The 17,949-nt window shown below is 68.0% G+C and carries 16 protein-coding genes; 8 read left to right on the forward strand and 8 right to left on the reverse strand.

All coding sequences use genetic code 11. From position 1 onward, the window contains the following. Positions 1-70: 70 nt before the first annotated feature. Both IEX71_RS20025 and moeB read right to left on the reverse strand, forming a co-directional pair. Entirely contained in the window at positions 71-391 is a 321-nt protein-coding gene (locus tag IEX71_RS20025) for an MGMT family protein (RefSeq protein ID WP_188838856.1), read from the reverse strand. Positions 392-400: 9 nt separating this feature from the next. Beyond that, the gene (moeB, locus tag IEX71_RS20030; RefSeq protein ID WP_188838857.1) at positions 401-1,567 is read right to left on the reverse strand and encodes a molybdopterin-synthase adenylyltransferase MoeB; all 1,167 of its coding nucleotides are present in this window, start codon (positions 1,565-1,567) and stop codon (positions 401-403) included. A gap of 76 nt (positions 1,568-1,643) precedes the next feature. Here moeB and IEX71_RS20035 point away from each other — a divergent pair, with 76 nt between their 5' ends. Both IEX71_RS20035 and IEX71_RS20040 read left to right on the forward strand, forming a co-directional pair. Beyond that, positions 1,644-2,273, forward strand: coding sequence for a TetR/AcrR family transcriptional regulator (locus IEX71_RS20035; protein WP_229749899.1), 630 nt, complete (start codon positions 1,644-1,646; stop codon positions 2,271-2,273). A 181-nt stretch (positions 2,274-2,454) separates the two neighbouring features. Further along, positions 2,455-2,676 carry a DUF3107 domain-containing protein gene (locus tag IEX71_RS20040; protein ID WP_188838859.1) on the forward strand — a complete coding sequence of 74 codons (222 nt, stop codon included), beginning with the start codon at positions 2,455-2,457 and terminating at the stop codon, positions 2,674-2,676. Between the two features lie 79 nt (positions 2,677-2,755). On the opposite strand, the gene IEX71_RS20045 is transcribed toward IEX71_RS20040, so the two are convergent. Further along, positions 2,756-5,329 (reverse strand): ABC transporter permease, encoded by a 2,574-nt coding sequence (locus IEX71_RS20045; protein ID WP_229749900.1) that lies wholly within the window; start codon positions 5,327-5,329, stop codon positions 2,756-2,758. A gap of 5 nt (positions 5,330-5,334) precedes the next feature. Next, on the reverse strand, positions 5,335-6,144 hold the full coding sequence (locus IEX71_RS20050) for an ABC transporter ATP-binding protein (RefSeq protein ID WP_188838860.1): 810 nt from the start codon (positions 6,142-6,144) through the stop codon (positions 5,335-5,337). Positions 6,145-6,470: 326 nt separating this feature from the next. On the opposite strand from IEX71_RS20050, the gene IEX71_RS20055 reads away from it, so the two are divergent. Next, positions 6,471-6,731: a GlsB/YeaQ/YmgE family stress response membrane protein gene (locus IEX71_RS20055; RefSeq protein WP_188838861.1), complete on the forward strand. Its 261-nt coding sequence runs from the start codon at positions 6,471-6,473 to the stop codon at positions 6,729-6,731. 154 nt (positions 6,732-6,885) lie between these two features. Here the strand turns inward: IEX71_RS20055 and IEX71_RS20060 are convergent, their stop codons facing one another. After that, positions 6,886-7,599 carry a ferritin-like fold-containing protein gene (locus IEX71_RS20060; protein ID WP_188838862.1) on the reverse strand — a complete coding sequence of 238 codons (714 nt, stop codon included), beginning with the start codon at positions 7,597-7,599 and terminating at the stop codon, positions 6,886-6,888. Positions 7,600-7,946: 347 nt separating this feature from the next. On the opposite strand from IEX71_RS20060, the gene IEX71_RS20065 reads away from it, so the two are divergent. Further along, positions 7,947-9,458 carry a DEAD/DEAH box helicase gene (locus IEX71_RS20065; RefSeq protein ID WP_188838863.1) on the forward strand — a complete coding sequence of 504 codons (1,512 nt, stop codon included), beginning with the start codon at positions 7,947-7,949 and terminating at the stop codon, positions 9,456-9,458. 9 nt (positions 9,459-9,467) lie between these two features. Then, positions 9,468-10,496, forward strand: a complete 1,029-nt coding sequence (locus IEX71_RS22620) for a LuxR C-terminal-related transcriptional regulator (RefSeq protein ID WP_229749901.1) — start codon at positions 9,468-9,470, stop codon at positions 10,494-10,496. Between the two features lie 185 nt (positions 10,497-10,681). Here the strand turns inward: IEX71_RS22620 and IEX71_RS20075 are convergent, their stop codons facing one another. After that, complete coding sequence (locus IEX71_RS20075) at positions 10,682-11,530, reverse strand: PHP domain-containing protein (protein ID WP_188838864.1); 849 nt, start codon at positions 11,528-11,530, stop codon at positions 10,682-10,684. 100 nt (positions 11,531-11,630) lie between these two features. On the opposite strand from IEX71_RS20075, the gene IEX71_RS20080 reads away from it, so the two are divergent. Then, complete coding sequence (locus tag IEX71_RS20080) at positions 11,631-12,131, forward strand: hypothetical protein (RefSeq protein ID WP_188838865.1); 501 nt, start codon at positions 11,631-11,633, stop codon at positions 12,129-12,131. Between the two features lie 105 nt (positions 12,132-12,236). Continuing rightward, a complete protein-coding gene (locus tag IEX71_RS22765; protein ID WP_188838866.1) occupies positions 12,237-13,070 on the forward strand; it encodes an acyltransferase in 834 nt (277 codons plus the stop codon). Positions 13,071-13,104: 34 nt separating this feature from the next. Here the strand turns inward: IEX71_RS22765 and IEX71_RS20090 are convergent, their stop codons facing one another. Together IEX71_RS20090 and IEX71_RS20095 are read right to left on the reverse strand one after the other, a co-directional pair. Further along, positions 13,105-13,956 (reverse strand): ABC transporter ATP-binding protein, encoded by an 852-nt coding sequence (locus IEX71_RS20090; RefSeq protein WP_229749902.1) that lies wholly within the window; start codon positions 13,954-13,956, stop codon positions 13,105-13,107. Further along, positions 13,949-14,854: an ABC transporter permease gene (locus tag IEX71_RS20095; protein WP_229749903.1), complete on the reverse strand. Its 906-nt coding sequence runs from the start codon at positions 14,852-14,854 to the stop codon at positions 13,949-13,951. The genes IEX71_RS20090 and IEX71_RS20095 overlap by 8 nt, the downstream gene beginning before the upstream one ends. A gap of 346 nt (positions 14,855-15,200) precedes the next feature. Between IEX71_RS20095 and IEX71_RS20100 the strand changes: the two genes are divergently transcribed. Next, complete coding sequence (locus tag IEX71_RS20100; RefSeq protein WP_188838868.1) at positions 15,201-17,948, forward strand: UPF0182 family protein; 2,748 nt, start codon at positions 15,201-15,203, stop codon at positions 17,946-17,948. The last annotated feature ends 1 nt before the right edge of the window (position 17,949 follow it).

Raw genomic sequence — 17,949 nt, forward strand, 5'->3', positions numbered from 1 at the left:
CGACGTATTGACCGGCATGGCTGATCGCCCTGTCCTGCCATGCCGCTCGATGCACGGGTACCCCGCTTGATCAGAGTCCGGCGTCGACCAGGTCGAAGCGCGCGCGGCGCAGGTCCACCCGGTCCAGGAACGTCCCCTTCAGCGGGGTGCCCTCCTCGCGGTAGTGCGCGAGCGCCTCGTCCTCGTGCCCCTGCGGCGGCCGGCCATCAGCCCGCAACACTCGCCACCAGGTGACCATCGCGCCGTACTCCGACATCACCGCGCCGACCTGTCGCGGTCCGGCACCGACGACCTTGCCGATGTCGCCATACGTCACCACCCGGCCGGGCGGCACCTGGTCGACGACCTCGAGCACCGCGTCGGCGAGGTCGGGCAACTCGTGGACGGTCATCGCGCCCTGTCAGTAGCGAGGCAGGGACGGGTCGACGTCGTCGATCCACGCGAGCACGCCGCCGTCGAGCGACCGGGCCCGCACGCCCGTCGTGGCCGCGACCAGCCGCACGGCGTCGGCTGAGCGGGCACCGCTCTTGCAATAAAAGACAGCGGATCCGTCGATCCCGGCCAGCGCGTCCAGCCCGCTGCCGTCGCGCAACTCCCCGACCTCCACCTGTATGCCGCCGCCGGGCAGCGACACGATGTCGCGTTCGCCGGGGGTGCGCACGTCGACCAACACCGGAGCCCGGCCCGACTCCATCAGCTCCGCCAGCTCGCGCGCGCTGATCGTCGGGACGGCTTCCCCGGCCACCTCGCACGAACCCGTTTCGTCCTGCAGCACGGTGATGCTCGGGTGCTCGCCGCAGACCGCGCACTGGGGATCACGAACGACGGGAACGCTGTCCCACGTCCCGGCGAGCGCGTCGTGCACCAACATGCGCCCGGCGAGCGACTCGCCGATGCCGAGCACGAGCTTGACCGCCTCGGTCGCCTGGATCGACCCCATGACGCCGGGCAGCGACCCCACGACACCCGCCTCCGCGCAGGACGGCACCGTTCCCGGCGGTGGAGCGGTCGGGAAAATGCAGCGGTAGCAAGGGGATTCGCCATACGCCCACACAGTGACCTGGCCGTCGAAGCGATTGATGGAGGACCACACGAGCGGCAGTCCGAGCAGCACACAGGCGTCGTTGATCAGGTAGCGCGTGGCGAAATTATCGGTGGCGTCCACGACCAGATCGTGGTCGGCGAAGACGGTCAGCGCGTTGTCCGCGGTCAGCCGCGCTTCGATGCCGACGACCTCGATGTCGGGGTTGAGATCGGTGGCCGCGCGCACCGCTGAGTCGACCTTGGCGACACCGATGTCGGCGGTCCGGTGGATCACCTGGCGGTGCAGGTTGCTCAGCTCGACGACGTCGTCGTCGATGACAGTCAGCCGACCGACTCCGGCGCCGGCCAGATAGGACAGCACCGGAGCTGCCAGACCTCCCGCGCCGACAATGAGCACGCGGGCATCCGCGAGTTTGCGTTGGCCGGCCACCCCGACCTCGGGCAGCAGCGTGTGCCGCGAATATCGCTCGGCCTGGTTGCTGTCGCTGGGCGTACCGCCGCGTAACCTTTGTGGGCAAGTCACAATGCCGAAGCCTAGTCTCGCTCTAGTATGCCGAGCGGATGCGCCTTGTCGGGCGTTGATCAGAAAGGAACCTGGAGTGAGTGTTGCGGACGCGGGAGCCCGCGGAGGACGACTGCCACGCTCGGCCCGCCGTGCCCAGTTGCTGGAGGCTGCGCAGTCGGTGTTCGCGGAGTCGGGTTACCACGCGGCGGCCATGGACGAGATCGCCGAGCGCGCCCACGTCAGCAAACCCGTTCTCTACCAGCACTTCCCGGGCAAGCTCGACCTCTACCTCGCGCTGATCGAGCAGCACACCTCGGAGTTGCCGGAGCTGGTCCGCGCGGCCATGGCCTCGACACAGGACAACCAGGAGCGTGTCGCTGCCGCGGTGCGCACCTTCTTCTCGTTCGTCGAGCGCGAGGACGCAGCGTTCCGGCTGGTCTTCGAGTCGGATCTGCTCGGTGAGCCCGAGGTTGCCGGGCGGGTCGACAAGATGAGCGCCGAGTGCGCCGCCGCCGTCGCCAAGGTCATCCAGGAGGACACCGACCTGCCGCCGGAGAGCGCGCTGCTGCTCGGTGTCGCAACCGTTGGCATGTCGCAGACCGTCGCGCGTTCGTGGATGCAGGGCCGCACCGTCCCGCGCGAGGTTGCCGAGGGTCTGGTCTCCAGTCTCGTATGGCGCGGCCTGGCCGGCTTCCCGTTGCACCCGGAACAGCCCGACGCCTGACGCGCACTGACGGCATACCGTCCACTCACCGAGTGGCACACTTCCCACCGAGGGGCACACCTGCGGGTGCGCCACTGGGCGGTAACTGTGCCAGTCGCTGCGGCACCTTCCACGGTGCCGACCGGCCGGACGTAGAGTGAGCGCCAGTTCGTGAAGCAGCCCAACTCAAAGGAGCTTGAACGTGGAGATCCGGATCGGTGTGCAGCACGTCGCACGCGAGGTCGTCCTGGAGTCCGAGCAGTCGCCGGAAGAGGTGCGCAAGCTGGTGGAAACCGCTCTCGAGAAGGGCACTCCCCTGGTGCTCGCCGACGAGCGCGGCCACCACGTCGTCATACCCGGCAGTGAGCTGGGGTATGTCGACATCGGCAGCGAGCAGCGCGGCCGGGTCGGCTTCGGCGGCTGAATCCTTGGTCGAGCTCGCACAGCGAACGGGCCGGATCATCCACTTCGGATGACCCGGCCCGTTCGCTGCAACCCACGGATCACACGTCCGCGATGGCCTCCAACGGTTTGGTGCGGGCGGCCCGTATGCCGGGCCACAGCGCGGCGAGCACACCGCAGACCGCCGCGGCGACCAGCGTGAACAACACCGTGCCCCACGGGACGACCGGAGTGATGCCGGCCATCCATTCCCGGAAGGTCCGCACCAGGCACCATCCGATGATCACCCCGAGCACCATGCCGAGCAGCGCTCCGAAGATGGAGATCAGCACCGACTCCAGGTAGATCGTGCGACGTACCTGCTTGCGCAGCATCCCGACGGCACGCAGCATCCCGATCTCCCGCTTGCGCTCGACGACCGACAACGCCAGCGTGTTGATGATGCCGAGCACGGCGATGATCAGGGCCAGGCCGAGCATGCCGTAGAGCACCACCAGCATCTGGTTGATCTGCTGCGCCGAGGAGTTGGCGAACTCCTCCTTGGTCTGCACCTTCACGGTCAGGTAGCTACCCGTCGCGTCCTCGATCTTCTGCTGCACGGCCGCGCTGTCCGCGCCGTCGTCGAGCATGATGAGGTCGACGTAGTCGGCCCGCATACTCGGCGGTGTCAGCTTCTCGTAGGCCGCATTGCCCATCTGCCACGGATCCAGCAGCGCCGAGCTCTTGTAGATGCCGACGACCTGGACGGTGGCCTTCTTCCCGAAGTGACTGGTGAAGGTCACTTTCTCCCCGACCGACCAGTGGTACTTCTTGGCCGCCTTGTCGGAGGTCAGCAGGCCGTTCGGGGTCAGCTTCGAGCTGCCCTTGACCAGCTTGATGTTCGCCGCCTTGGTCAGGTCGCCGCTCGGCGAATTGCCGCCGACCTCCTTGCCGTTCAGCGTCCCCTCGACCCCGTGGATCGAGATCACGCTGTCGACACCGTCGACCTTCTTGATCTCCTTGCTGACCGCCGGCGGCAGCGCACCCGTCCCACCGGTGCCGATCGCCATGATCGGAGCCTTGACCTCGTCGTTGACGGCGCGGTCGATCGTCGACTTGAAGGACGCACCCAACGTGCCGATGATCGCCACCAGCATCAGGCCGAGCGTGAGCGCGAACGCGGTTGCCGCCGTACGACGTGGATTGCGTATGGCGTTGGTGCGTGCCAGTTGTCCGAGCTTGCCGAACGGCTTGGCCAGCACCAATCCGAGCGCACCCACGACCGGTCGCGCCAGAGCGGGCGCTCCGCAGACGACCGCGATGATCGTGCCCAAGGCACCGATGCCGACCATGAGGGCCGCGTTGCCACCCTTGCCGCTGGCACCGATCGCGAGCGCGACAGCACTGAGCACGGCGAGGACGATCGCGATGATGGTGCGCACCTTCAGCGACGCGGCGCCGTCGGTCTGGCTCTCCCGCATCGCTTCGACCGGCGCGACCCGCGACGCGCGGCGGGCCGGTGCGATCGCACTGACCGTCGTGACGACCACGCCCACCACGAGGCAGGCGATGATAGCGGCGGGACCGACCACGAGCGAGCCACTGGGCAGCCCGGTGCCGGTGCTGGACAACAGGGCCTGAAGTCCGGCGGCCAGACCGGTGCCGACTCCCAGGCCGACGATCGAGCCGAAGAGTCCGACGACGACCGCCTCGAGCATCACCGAACGCAGCACCTGGCCACGCCCGGCGCCGATGGCACGCAGCAGCGCGAGCTCACGCACCCGCTGGGCGACGATCATCGAGAAGGTGTTGTAGATGATGAACGTGCCGACGATCAGACCGATCGCCGCGAAGGCCAACAGGATGTAGTTGAAGATCTGCAGGAACGAATTGATCGCGTCCTTGTTCTCCTGCCGCACCTCGTCGCCGGTCTGGACCTTGTAGCCGGGGAACTCCTTGTTGATGCGCTGCTTCAACGTATCGGCGGACACTCCCTTGACCGCACCGAGCTGGACCATCGACGCGTGCGAACCGTCGGTGAAGAGCGTCTTCGCGGTGGCGGCGTCGAAGTCCATCTCGGTGTAGCCGGACGTGTCGCCCGCCATGTCGACCAGCCCGACGATCTTGACCTCGAAGGGCTTGGCGTTGCCGGCCGACACGACGACCTTGGTGCGGGACCCGACCTTGAGGTCGGCCCGCTTGGCCGCGCTCTCGTTGAGCACCGCCTCGTGCGGTCCGTTGGGCGCGCGACCACCGGGCAGGATCGTCGCGCCGTCGGGGTCGAGCGCCTGGGTCTTGGGAACCCAGCTGGCGCCCATGGTCGGCGCGCCGCCGGTCTGGATCGCCTTTCCCTTCGAGTCGGCGATCGTCATCATCGACTGGTAGCCCGGGACGATCTGTGCGACGCCGAGCTTGTCCTTGTCGCGCTGGATCTGCTGTATGACGGAGTCCGGCACCCCGAGGCTCTCCACCCCGCCATACGCGTTGGTGTCGGTGGTCTTCGGGCTGATCTGGGTGTCGACGCCGATGGCGACCTTGTCGAAGATGCCGTTGAAGGAGTTGCTCATCGTCGAGGTGAAGATGAGCGCACCGGCGATGAATGACGTGCCGAGCACGACGGACAGGACCGTCAATATCAGGCGCAACTTGTGCGCCGCGAGATTTCGCAAGGAGACCTTGCGCATCGTGGATGCCATCGCGCTCAGTCCTGCTCGTCCGGCACCGGGACCGGGGCGGGCGGGTGCTCGTCCAGGTGCTTCATGTATTCGTAGATGTCGTCCGTGGACAGACCTCGCTGGTCGTTCACGATCTGGCCGTCGGCCAGGAAGATCACCCGGTCGGCGTATGACGCCGCGCGCGGGTCGTGGGTCACGATCACCACGGTCTGTTTGAAGTCGTCCACGGTCGCGCGCAGGATCGACAGCACCTCCGCCGACGACCGGGAGTCGAGGTTGCCGGTCGGCTCGTCGCCGAAGATGATCTGCGGCCGGCCGACGAGGGCACGGGCACAGGCCACACGCTGCACCTGCCCACCGGAGAGCTCACTGGGTCGGTGACCCAGCCGGTCGGCCAGACCGAGCCGATCGACGACGGCGTCCATCCACTCCTTGTCGACCTTCTTGCCGGCGATGTCCAGCGGGAGCGTGATGTTCTCCCGGGCGGTGAGCGTCGGGACCAGGTTGAACGACTGGAAGACGAAGCCGATCAGGTCACGCCGCAGTTTCGTCATCTGCTTGTCGTTGAGTCCGGTGAGCTCGGTCGACCCGATCTGCGCGGTGCCGAACGACGCGGTGTCGAGTCCTGCGAGGCAGTGCATCAGCGTCGACTTGCCCGACCCGGACGGGCCCATGATGGCCGTGAACTCCCCCTCGGCGAACTCGACGGAGACGCCCCGCAGGGCGTGCACGACCGTCTCGCCCTTGCCGTAGACCTTGGCCAGCTTGTATGCCGCCGCGGCCGGCGGCTGCTGCGCCTCCCGGGCCACCTCTGGGGCGGCTGCTGGGTTGGACATGTGGTTCCTCCCGAGATTGTTCCTGAATGTGCTGCAGTGTCGGCATCGACTATCCCCCGCGAACGAACGCGCCGCTATGCGGTTCAACCCTGATAACCCCCGGGTCGACCCTGAGCGGTGGTCTCCGTGCGTGGCCGGTTCGCCGGCTTCGCCACAGGGGTACCAGCGTCGCAGTCGCCGCCGACCGGCGACAACTGCATTACGAGCTTTACCGAACAGATACACGGCACGCCCACATCAACCGTTGCGGGTTCTCCCAGGGTGTAGCACAGTCAGCCTCCTGGGTCCGTCTTCCGACGGAACCCCGAAATCACAAGGAGAAGGCAATGATCGGCGCAATCATCGGTTCCATCATCGCGGGTCTCATCATCGGTGCTGTCGCCCGACTGATTCTTCCCGGCAAGCAGGACCTCTCGATCCTCATGACCATCGCCATCGGTGTGGTCTCGTCGCTCATCGTCGGCCTCGTCCTCGGTGCTGTCCTCGGCGATCACCCGTGGATCTCCTGGATCGTGTCCGTCATCGTCGCCTGCGGCGCCATCGTGCTCTACGGCAAGGTCAGCGGTAAGGAGCAGCTCGCCCGCTGACCCTTCGCACGTGAGAACGCCCCGCAACCACACCAGTTGCGGGGCGTTCTCACGTGTTGGCGGTACTCGGCGAAGGTGCTCGAGCGGGGTCGCCGCTTGAGCACCCCGCGAAGTATTCGGAGGAGCGCAGCGGGGGAGAAACTTCGTGGGGTGCTCAAGCAGACAGGCCGAGTGCTTCCATCCGTGCGGTGTGCGCGTCGGTGAGCCGGGTGAACATGTGCATCCAGCCACCGAGGTCGAGGCCGTAGCCAGAGCCGTCGTCGACCAGCAGTGCGATCAGGTCGTCGTTGTCCGCGGCGACGCGTTGCGCCTGCGAGAGCGCCTCTCCGATCAGCCGGCGCCCCCACAGCGCGAGCCGGCCGGCGACCTTGTCGTCGGCGGCGATCATCCGGCGCAGCTCCCCTGCGGCGAACTCGACCCGACCGCTGTCCTCGAGCGCGTCACGCATCAGCCGGCGGGTGTCGGGGTCGACCAGGTCGGACATCTCCCGGTAGAAGTCGTTGGCGATCGAGTGGCCGGCGTAGACCTTCATCAACGCCTCGGACCAGTCGGTCGGGGTCGCGCGGCGGTGCCAGTCGTCGACGGCGCGGGTGAAGGGCGCCATCGCCTGGTGCGAGTCGCCGCCGAGCTCCTCGATGCGCGCAGCGAGACGCTCGTAGTGGCCGAACTCCTGGCTCGCGACCCTCGCCAGCGTGACCTTGTCACGCGATGACGGGGCGAACCCCGCCTCCTGTGCGATGGTGAGGAAGCCGACGAGCTCGCCATACGCGAGGACTCCGAGGAGCGCCACCAGACCCTGCCGGTATGCCGGGTCTGCCAGGTCCGCCTCGGTCCGCTGGGGCCTGGTGACTTCGTGTCGCTCGCTCATGACCGCATGCTAGCTGGCGGGGTATGGCGCTCCGACAAGGTACAATTTGCACTGACGGGTCGTGCGCAGCACGCCCGTCGTGCCAAGAGGTTTGGTCTGCATGGGCCGTTGCGGCAGCAACGCCAACGCATTTCAAGCCTCCTGCGCTTGTCTTGAATAAACACCAAGCACAACCGGTTCACCCAGGTGCCCGGTCGGTCACGAAGACATGTTCGCGGGGTCGCCCCGCATCCGAAAAATTCCGATCGGCTCCGCTACGCAGCGCGATGCGATGCTCGCGCCGGCGAGATACCTCGTCGGCGCTGGAGGCGACGCACGCCGATCACAGGAAGACTTCACCGCGCGTCATGACCGACGAAACCACCATCACCACCGAGCCCGACGAGACCACTCCCGTCGAGGTGGCACCCATTCAGACGTTCGCCGACTTCGATGTGCACCCCGACATCGTCGCCGCTCTCGCCGAGGCGGGCATCATCTCGCCGTTCCCGATCCAGGCGATGACCCTGCCCGTGGCCATGTCCGGGCACGACATCATCGGCCAGGCCAAGACGGGCACCGGCAAGACGCTCGGCTTCGCCGTCCCGATGCTGCAGCAGACCGTCGGCCCGAACGACGCCGGCTTCGACGCGCTGGACGCCCCCGGCAAGCCGCAGGCGCTGGCCGTCGCCCCGACCCGTGAGCTGGCCGTGCAGGTCGCCGGTGACCTGCAGACGGCTGCCAAGCGCCGCGGGATCCGCGTGGCCACCATTTACGGTGGCCGCGCCTTCGAGCCGCAGATCGACCAGCTGAAGAAGGGCGTCGAGGTCGTCGTCGGCACCCCGGGCCGCCTGATCGACCTCGCCGGCCAGGGTCACCTCGACCTGAGCCACGTCCGCAGCGTCGTGCTCGACGAAGCCGACGAGATGCTCGACCTGGGCTTCCTGCCCGACGTCGAGAAGCTCTTGGCGATGACCCCCGCGTCGCGCCAGACGATGCTGTTCTCGGCGACCATGCCCGGCGCCGTCGTGTCGCTGGCACGTCGCTACATGACGCAGCCGACGCACATCCGCGCGATGAGCGAGGACGGCGACGACCGCCAGACGGTCGCGGCGACCGAGCAGTTCGTCTACCGCGCACACGCCATGGACAAGGTCGAGATGCTGGCCCGGATCCTGCAGTCCGAGGCCCGCGGCCTGACTGTCGTCTTCACCCGCACCAAGCGCACCGCCGCCAAGGTCAGCGACGAGCTGACCACCCGTGGCTTCGCCGCCGCTGCGCTGCACGGCGACCTGGGCCAGGGCGCCCGTGAGCAGGCGCTGCGCGCGTTCCGCACCGGCAAGGTCGACACGCTGGTCGCCACCGATGTCGCCGCCCGCGGCATCGACGTCGAGAACGTCACCCACGTGGTCAACTACCAGTGCCCCGAGGACGAGAAGACCTACGTCCACCGCATCGGCCGCACCGGCCGCGCGGGTAACACCGGCACGGCCGTCACCTTCGTCGACTGGGACGACCTGGGCCGTTGGGGCCTGATCAACAAGGCACTCGACCTGGGCATCCCCGAGCCTCCGGAGACCTACTCCTCCTCCGACCACCTTTTCTCCGACCTGGACATCCCGACGTCGGCGACCGGCGAGTTGCCGCGTTCCCAGCGCACCCGCGCCGGCCTGCGCGCCGAGCGGGTCGAGGACCTCGGCGAGACCGGCACCCGCCACGGCGGCCGTGACGGCGGTCGCAGCGGCCACGGCGGCGACCGGGGACACAAGCCGTCCGGTCACAAGCCGAGCAGTGAGAGCCGCCAGGGCGGTTCGCAGCGTCGTCGTCGCCGCACGCATCGCGGTGGACCCGCGGGTCGGGCTTCCGCCGAGCAGGGCTGAGCCGGACCGGTGGGCACGGCGCGGTTCAGTCCGCCATACGTCGACCGGCTGCGCGCCGCCGACCGGTGGTTGCGTGCGTCGGAGCGTGACGCCCATGCGGCGCGCTACGCCGTATGCCGGACGACCATCTCCGCGCTGGCGCGGGTCGACAGCTTCTACATCGGGTTCTTCCGGGACACCGACACGGTGTTCATCCCCTACATCTACGACCACGATCAGTTCCTGCGCCCGAGCATCGGACGCTACGGCAGGCACGGCGTCTCGCACTGGGTGCGCACCAGCAAGCGTCCCTACGTCTACCGGGACGACGGCGGCCGGCTGCTGACCAATGCGATGCCGTTCGGCGACACCAACGAGGTGTCGCTGGACGCCGTCGTCGTGCCGCTGATCGATGCCGAGACCGGCGACGTCACCGGGCTGATGAGCGCGCAGAGCCTGCAACCACATTCGTATGACGACGAGGCGATCCGTGCTCTGGAGTGGCTCGGCCGGGCGTTGATGCACTCCTTCGCCCGGGACACCGCCGCTCAGGACGAACTCGATCTCTACACGATCTACCCGGAGCTGGACACCACCGGCGTCCAGAACGAGACCGACCTGATCGACGCCGTCAGCTCCCGCGTCAACCGCCTGCATCGCGGCATCCGGGACCTCGCACAGCTCGCCGCCCCCGCCGGTGGCGCCGTCGCCGAGGCCGCCCAGCAGTTGCAGCACCTGTCGGAAACGACGCAGATCGAGATCGGAGACCTGTTCGGCGCGTTCGCGGACGCCGCGCAGGGCGAGGACGACGGGCCGGATCCGGCCGCTGAACTCACCGCCCGCGAGCGCGAGATCGCCGAGCTGATCGCGCGCGAAGGTGTCAGCAACGCTGACCTCGCGGAGCAGTTGCACATCTCCGAGAAGACCGTCAAGACGCACGTCGGCAACGTGCTGCGCAAGCTCGGGGTCGCCCAGCGCGCCGGGATCGAGCTGGTGCTGGGTCCGACCATGCTGCAGAGCACCTCGCGGCACCGGTCGAAGCTGCCCGAGTCACCCTGACGGCAGCGGCTCTAGGCCTAGGGCCTAGTACCCGCCCCGTGAAAGTTCAGCCCGAGTCGCATAGCTGTCATCGCGTCGTTTCGCCATCATGGAACAAGATCGTTCGCGCGAGGGGGACGCGAACGGCGGTCCAGGGGAGAGATCGCCGGCACATTCGGGGATGTGCCGGCGATCTTTTATGTCCCCTATGGGCGCAGCGGGCCGCTGCCGGACGTCGCCTGCGCGGCGAGCGCCTCCAGCACCTCCGGCGACGTGGTGTTCTCGCCGAGCTGGTTCTCCTTGCCGGTGCCGTGGTAGTCGCTCGACCCGGTGACCAGCAGGCCGAGCCGCTCGGCCAGCTTCAGGCCCTGCCCGATCGCCTCCGCGGTGTGGTCCCGGTGATGGACCTCCAGGCCGGCGAGACCGGCGTCCGCCATACCCTCGATCACGTCGACGTCGACCGTGCGCCCACGCGCGGCTGCGAAGGGGTGCGCCATCACCGGCACTCCCCCGGCCGCGCGCACCAGCCGGGTCGCGAACGCAGGGTCGGGCGCGTAGTGCGACACGTGATACTTCGAGCCCGAGGCGAGGTATGACGCGAAGGCCTCGTCCCGGGACGCGACGACGCCCGCGGCGACCAACGCGTCCGCGATGTGCGGGCGCCCGATGGTGGTGTCCGCCCCGAACTGCTCCTGCACCTGGGCCCACCGCAATCCGGTGTCCGGCGCGAGCCGCTCGACCATCCGCTGCGCCCGGGTCCGGCGGGAGGAGCGAGCTCGCTCCAGCTCCCCCAGCAGCGGCGCGTCCAGCGGGTCTATGAAGTAGCCGAGCAGGTGGATGCTGATGCCGTCATACGCACAGGAGATCTCGATGCCGGGCACCAGGGTGACGCCGGTCTCGGCGATCGCGCGCGCCGCCTGCCCCCAGCCGCGCGTGGTGTCGTGATCGGTCAGCGCAATCACGTCGAGCCCGGCCTTCGCTGCCGATCGCATGACGTCGGCGGGGCTCTCGGTGCCGTCGCTCTGGGTGGAATGGGTATGCAGGTCGATGCGCACGCGCTGACTGTAGCCCGCCGGTGATCAGGCGACCCGCGGCGCGGTGCCGTATCGACCGATACGTGTCACGCGAGCGGCCCCCGGCTGACAAGCTGGGACCATGTCCGCCCCCACCAGGCCTCGGCTGTCCGCGTTGCGCCCGAAGCCGGTCGTCAACGCCATCCGGCTGATGTATGCCGGGGTCGTTCTCGCGCTCATCGGGGTGCTGGTCAACGCGCTGTCACGCGGATCCATCGCCCGCGCGCTGGAGCGCACCAACGACGGCCGCTCGCCCGGGGACCGACTGTCCGCCGACGACCTGCAGCACGCGGCCGATCTGACCTACACCGCGTTCCTCGCCATGTCGATCGCAGCGACCGTGGTCTGGCTGGTAATGGCGGTCGCGAACAGCCGCGGCCTGGGATGGGCCCGGATCGTCTCGACGGTGCTGGTGGTCCTGAACCTCCTGCTCACCATCGGTATGGCGACCCGCGGCACCGCCGCCACGGCGATCGCCGAGGTGCCCACCCTGCTCGTCGGCGCTGCCGCCGTCTGGCTGTTGTGGCAGCCGGCCAGCACGACCTTCTTCGAGCGCTGCGCCGGCCTGCGGCATCCCGCCTGATCTGCCCTGCCGAAGTCGGACCGCGGCTGCCCGTCGGTGCCTGACTGCACTGCTACGTTTACACCCTGAGATTTCCCTGGCAACCCCTCGCAACAGGTTTGGTAGATGTCCGACGAAGTCACCCTGGCGCCATACACCGATGAGAGCGGCAACCGCATCGAGTTCACCGGCGCACCCTCCAACAACATCAAGTTCAGATTTCGCGGCAGCAACAACGTCGCGCGTGTCCACGCCGATGCTCGGGCGTCCAACCTGCGCATCGACTTCAACGGCAGCAACGGCACGTTCGTGCTCGGCTCCAACCACCACAAGCGCGGCTTCTCCGGCGGTGTGCGGGTGGGGCAGGACGCCGAAGTGATCATCGGAAACGAGGTGTCATCGACCTCCGGTGTGGTGATCTCCGCGGTCGAAGGCGTCTCGGTCACGATCGGCGACGATGTGATGTTCGCCAGCCGCAACGAGGTCCGCGCCGACGACGGGCATCCGATCTTCGACGTGCACACCGGGAAACGGGTCAACACCGCGCGTTCGGTGCGGATCGGCGACCACTGCTGGATAGGCGCCGGCGCGGTCGTGCTGGCCGGCGTGAAGATCGGCCAGGGCTCGGTCATCGGCCTCGGCAGCATCGTCACCCGGGACGTTCCGAACAACGCCGTCGCGGTGGGTTCGCCGGCGAAGGTCGTCCGGAAGGACATCGCCTGGGAACGCCCGCACCTGGGCCTGACCCCGCCCTTCTACAAGCCGGACGCGTCGACGGTGAAACAGTCGCCGTACTGGCACCTCACCGCCGCCGACGGCGAGATTCCGGCCCCCGCACCGGCCGCAGCCACCGAGGCTTCCGTACGCCCGGCGCCGCGCGCCGCACGGGCGGTCTCGGATCGTGCTCGTCGAGCCGCACGGCGAGGCCGCACCGTGTGGCGCAGGCGCCGCTCCCGCTAGACGTTCGCAGTCGGGGTCGCTCGCGCGGGTGGCGCTAGCCGACGGCCCGGACGTTGGCAGCCTTGTTCTTGGCCTTCTCCTCGGCCTCACGCCGCTGGTCGGCGCGATGCCGGGCGGCCTTCTCGGGGTCGTGCCGCTCCTCGTAGGCGTTCAGCACCTCGTCGGTGGGGCCGTCCATCACGATCTCGCCCTTCTCGAGCCAGATCGCGCGGTTGCAGGTCTTGCGCACGACGCCGAGGCTGTGGCTGACCAGGAAGACCGTGCCGGCCTCCTTGCGCAGTTCCTGGATCCGCTTCTCGCTGCGCCGACGGAACTCCGCGTCACCGGTGGCGAGCGCCTCGTCGATCAGCAGGATGTCGTGCGACTTGCTCGACGCGATGGCGAAGCGCAGGCGTGCGCCCATACCGCTGGAGTAGGCGTTCATCGGCAACGAGACGAACTCGCCGATGCCGGCGAATTCGCAGATGTCGTCGTATTTCGACGCGACTTCCTCGGGCGTCATACCCATGGCCAGTCCGCCGAGGGTGATGTTGCGTTCGCCGCTCATGGTCGAGATGAGCGCGGCGTTGACGCCGAGCAGGGCGGGCTCGCCCCTGGTGTAGATCGCGCCGGAAGCGGGGGTGAGCAGGCCGGCGATGCCGCGCAGCAGCGTGGACTTGCCGGAACCGTTGGGGCCGATCAGGCCGATGGCGTCGCCCTCCCAGGCGGCGAAGCTGACGCCGCGGACGGCGCGCACCTCCCGCAAACCCGGGCTCGACGAGCGGGTGACCGTGCGAGCGAGCGCGAGTGCGCCGCCACGGTTGGCGTACCTGCCGGCGATCTTGTAGGTCAGGTGGACGTCATCGGCGATGACGGTGGGTACCGGTTCTGCGCTGGGATCAGTCACGGCCGTAGGACTCCTCTGCCTTCCAGAAGAACACATATCCAACCACCAGGACACCGACACCCCATGCCAGGGCCTGCAGCCACTGACTCAGCGACGCGCTCTGCCCCGACTCGAGGAACGCGCTGCGGTAGAGATCGACGTAGATCGTCGCCGGGTTGGCCTCCATGAACTCTCGGACGTGCGGCTTGTCCTTGGTGAGCTCGGGGATGCTGAACATGATGCCGGAGGCGTAGAACCACACCCGCAATGCGAACGGCAGCATCTGCGACACATCGGGGATCTTGGTGCCGATCCGCGCGAAGATGAATGCCAGCCCGGCGCAGAACATGATCTGCATCGCGAGCGCCGGGAGGACCTCGAGCCATTGCAATCGCACCGGCTCACCGGTGAACAGGACGATCGGCACCAATACGACGAGTGACGCCAACAGGTGCTGCAGGGCGATCGAGGTCGAGGAGACCGGGAACACCGCGCGTGGGAACCGCAGGGTGCGCGCCAGCGACTGGTGCGACTGCAACGACCGGGCGCCGCTGGTCACCGAGCCCTGGATGAACTGGAAGACGAACACGCCGATGACCAGGAAGGCGAGGTAGTTGGGCACCCCCTTGCGAGTGCCGATCAACAGGCCGAAGATCAGGTAGTAGACGGCGGCGTTCAACAGCGGCGTCAGGACCTGCCACGCCTGCCCCAGGAAACTGCGGGCATAACCGGACGCGTTGGTCGCCTTGGAGAACTCCAGGACGAAGTGCCGCCTGGTCCACAACTCACGCGTGTATTCCGTCAAAGGCGCGCGGGCTCCGGCCCGTTTGAGGCCGAAACGATCGACCAGCTCTCGCACCTCCTTCGGGGACGGCTGGCCGTTCCCCGGTGAGGTTTTCGATGTCTGCGCCTGTGTCACGACGTGAAACGATACGGCATCTGCGACACCGCTCCGCACCGTCACACTCGCAACCCGCCGATCAGAATCCGGCGCTCGAGTCCGCTCTCGAAGCGCCGTCATCGGGCGGCACGAGCCGCCGTCGACCTGCCCCACACCCCGACCTGAGGTTCCTGAGAGCCACCTTCGGGCTTCCTGAATGGCGCACTCGACTTCGGCTTCTATCGTGTGCGCGATCCGAGGGCCTGACGCACGGTCGGGCCCTCCTTGCTGGCATGGGTCGTCCTGCGTCTCCAGGGCACCCGTAGGAGGCCTCCATGCGACGAACACGGCATACCGCCACCCGATCCCGCGGCGGTGCGCGCCGATGAGCCTGCTGCGTATGGCGCCCGCTCGGTCGACCGAGGAACAGCGGCGCGTGAGGCTCGGCGGCGCCCTGCGCCGATGGGCGCTGCGGCTGGCGATCGCCGTCGCGGTGATCGCCGTCGTCATCGAGCTCGGCAAGGTCGCGGTGCGGATCAGCACGAGCTACCTGTGGTTCGACTCGGTCGACGCCGGGTCGGTCTATTCCAAGGAGATCTGGTCGAAGGTGCTGCTGTTCAGCGTCTTCGGCATCCTCGCCGCGGCCATCGGCGGTGTGGCGTTCTGGACACTGCGCCGGGCACGGCCGCGGCTGGCGATCGACGAGGAGGACGACGTCTTCCGGGCCGGCTTCCGGCGCCACGAGGCTCGCGTGAGGTGGTTGCTGCTGGGGCTGGCCGTTGTGGTGCCGGGTGTGCGGATCGGCGAGCGCGCCGCCGCGCAGTGGCAGACCTATCTGTTGTGGAGCCACGCGTCCTCGTGGCACCGGACGGATCCGCTCTTCCACAAGGACATCTCGTTCTTCGTCGAGGTCTATCCGTTCCACGTCGCCGTGGTCTCGCTCCTGTCGACCGCAGTCGAGTACGGCCTGATCATCGCCGTCCTGGCCGGCTATTGGTATGGCGCCTGGCGACTGCGCGGCGGTCACCAGAAGGTCACCCGGCCGTTCGTCGTCACGCTGTCGTTGCTCGCGGCGGCATACGTCCTGCTGAAGGCGGTCGGTTACTGGCTGGCGCGCTACGCGGTCACCACCTCCGGTCAGGGCCCGGTGACCGGGGCGGGTTACACCGCGGTGCACGCACTGCTGCCGAGCAAGGACACCATGGTGGTCATCGCTGTCCTCGGCGCCGCGGCGCTGGTGGTCAACGGGCTGGCCGTCGGCCGCGCCCGGATGCTGGCCGGCTCCCTCGCGGCGCTGGTCGTCGCCGCGCTGGTGGTCGGCATCGGCTGGCCCAAGCTGGTCTACCGGCTCCGCGAGGCGCCGAGCGCCGCTCAGGTGGACCTACCGGAGATCGCCCAGAACCAGCGGGCGACCCGGACGGCGTTCGGCCTGGACGGGAACGTCAAGACCGTGGCGTACAACCCCTCGAACACCGCCGACAGCAACACTCTGACCAGGCTGGCGAACAGGACCGCGCAGATCCCGGTCATCGACCCGAACAAGATGTCGCCGACGTTCACCGTCAAACAGCAACTCCAGCCCTACTACCAGTTCAAGTCGACCCTGGACGTCGGCCACTACGATCTGCCCGGCGCGAAAGGACAGGACGTCGCGCTGGCGGCCCGTGAGCTGAGCCTCTCCGGCATACCCAGCAGCACCTGGGTCAACTCGCACCTCGTCTACACCCACGGGTATGGCGTCGTGGCCGCACCGGTGTCATCGGTCAATGCCGACACGGAGAGCCCGAACTTCCTCGACGGCGGGATGCCGGCATCCCAGGAGATCCCGATCAACCGGCCGCAGGTCTACTTCGGGCAAGGGTTCCCCGCGAACTCCTACTCGATCGTGGGGCAGCCGGCCGGCAGCCACCAGAACCTCGAGTTCGATCACCCGGCACCCAAGGGATCGTCGGACTCGGCGCACACGACATACCAGGGTGACGGGGGCATCCCGATCGGCTCCACGCTGCGCCGGATGCTGTTCGCTGCCCAATTGAAGAGTCCGAGCATCCTGTTCAGCTCCGAACTGAACAAAGCATCACAGCTGCTCGAGGTGCGCAGTCCGCGTGCCCGGGTCGCGAAGGTCGCTCCCTGGCTGACCCTCGACGGTGATGTCTACCCCGCCGTGGTCGACGGCAAGATCGACTGGGTCGTCGACGGCTACACGACGTCCAACCGGTATCCCGACGCCCAGCGGATCAACCTGCACAGCGCGACGAACACCACCCTGACGCAGAACGGCTCGTCGGTGTCGCAGGCGAGCGCCGGGGTCAACTACATGCACAACTCGGTCAAGGCCGTCGTCGACGCCTACACCGGCAAGGTCACGCTCTACGCGTGGAACCAGAAGCAGCAGCCCGACCCGCTGCTGACGGCCTGGGAGTCGGTCTTCCCCGGACTGGTCAAGCCACAGTCGAGCATCTCATCCGCACTACTGCCGCAGCTGCGCTACCCGACCGACCTGTTCAACGTGCAGCGCACCCTGCTGGCGAAGTATCACGTCAACGGCGCGGCGAACTTCTACAGCGGCAACGACTTCTGGACCGTTCCGACGGACCCGACGGTGGCCGCCGCCAACACGATCAACTCCAGCGGCGCGTCGACACCCGCGGCCACGCCCAACCAGCCGTCGCAGTACATGTCGCTGTCCGCGGACGGCTACGGCCACCAGCGGTATGCGTTGTCCAGCCCGATGGTCACCTACAACGGACGCGACCTCGCGGCGTTCGTGTCCGTCGATGCGCAGCCCGGTCCCGACTACGGGAAGTTCACCGTGCTGTCGTTCCCGTCCGAGGGTGGCGGCGAGTCCCCGTCGCAGGTGCAGAACGACATCGAGTCCGACACGACGATCACCGAGGCACTGACCCTGCAGCGCGGCGGCCAGTCGAAGGTCGTGCTGGGTTCGCTCGAGGCGATTCCGGTGGCCGGTCGGCTGTTGTATGTCGAGCCCGTCTACACGCAGTCGACCGGTAGCCAGTCGTTCCCGATCCTGCGACACGTCATCGCGTTGTACGGCAACGGTGCACCGTCCTTCGACAACGGTCTCCAGGGTGCGGTGCAGGCAGCGACGAAGTCCGCCGCCAGCCGGCACTGAC

This window comes from Flexivirga endophytica (genome assembly GCF_014640635.1).
In the GTDB taxonomy this organism is placed as follows: Bacteria; Actinomycetota; Actinomycetes; order Actinomycetales; family Dermatophilaceae; genus Flexivirga; species Flexivirga endophytica.

What these genes read in the sequence shown, in the direction of transcription:
- IEX71_RS22765 (WP_188838866.1), top strand. Translation starts at nt 12,237, where the DNA reads ATGTCCGACGAAGTCACCCTGGCGCCATACACCGATGAGAGCGGCAAC.
- IEX71_RS20050 (WP_188838860.1), bottom strand. Translation starts at nt 6,144, where the DNA reads ATGTCCAACCCAGCAGCCGCCCCAGAGGTGGCCCGGGAGGCGCAGCAG.
- IEX71_RS20065 (WP_188838863.1), top strand. Translation starts at nt 7,947, where the DNA reads ATGACCGACGAAACCACCATCACCACCGAGCCCGACGAGACCACTCCC.
- IEX71_RS20060 (WP_188838862.1), bottom strand. Translation starts at nt 7,599, where the DNA reads ATGAGCGAGCGACACGAAGTCACCAGGCCCCAGCGGACCGAGGCGGAC.
- IEX71_RS20055 (WP_188838861.1), top strand. Translation starts at nt 6,471, where the DNA reads ATGATCGGCGCAATCATCGGTTCCATCATCGCGGGTCTCATCATCGGT.
- IEX71_RS20045 (WP_229749900.1), bottom strand. Translation starts at nt 5,329, where the DNA reads ATGGCATCCACGATGCGCAAGGTCTCCTTGCGAAATCTCGCGGCGCAC.
- IEX71_RS20025 (WP_188838856.1), bottom strand. Translation starts at nt 391, where the DNA reads ATGACCGTCCACGAGTTGCCCGACCTCGCCGACGCGGTGCTCGAGGTC.
- IEX71_RS20100 (WP_188838868.1), top strand. Translation starts at nt 15,201, where the DNA reads ATGAGCCTGCTGCGTATGGCGCCCGCTCGGTCGACCGAGGAACAGCGG.
- IEX71_RS20080 (WP_188838865.1), top strand. Translation starts at nt 11,631, where the DNA reads ATGTCCGCCCCCACCAGGCCTCGGCTGTCCGCGTTGCGCCCGAAGCCG.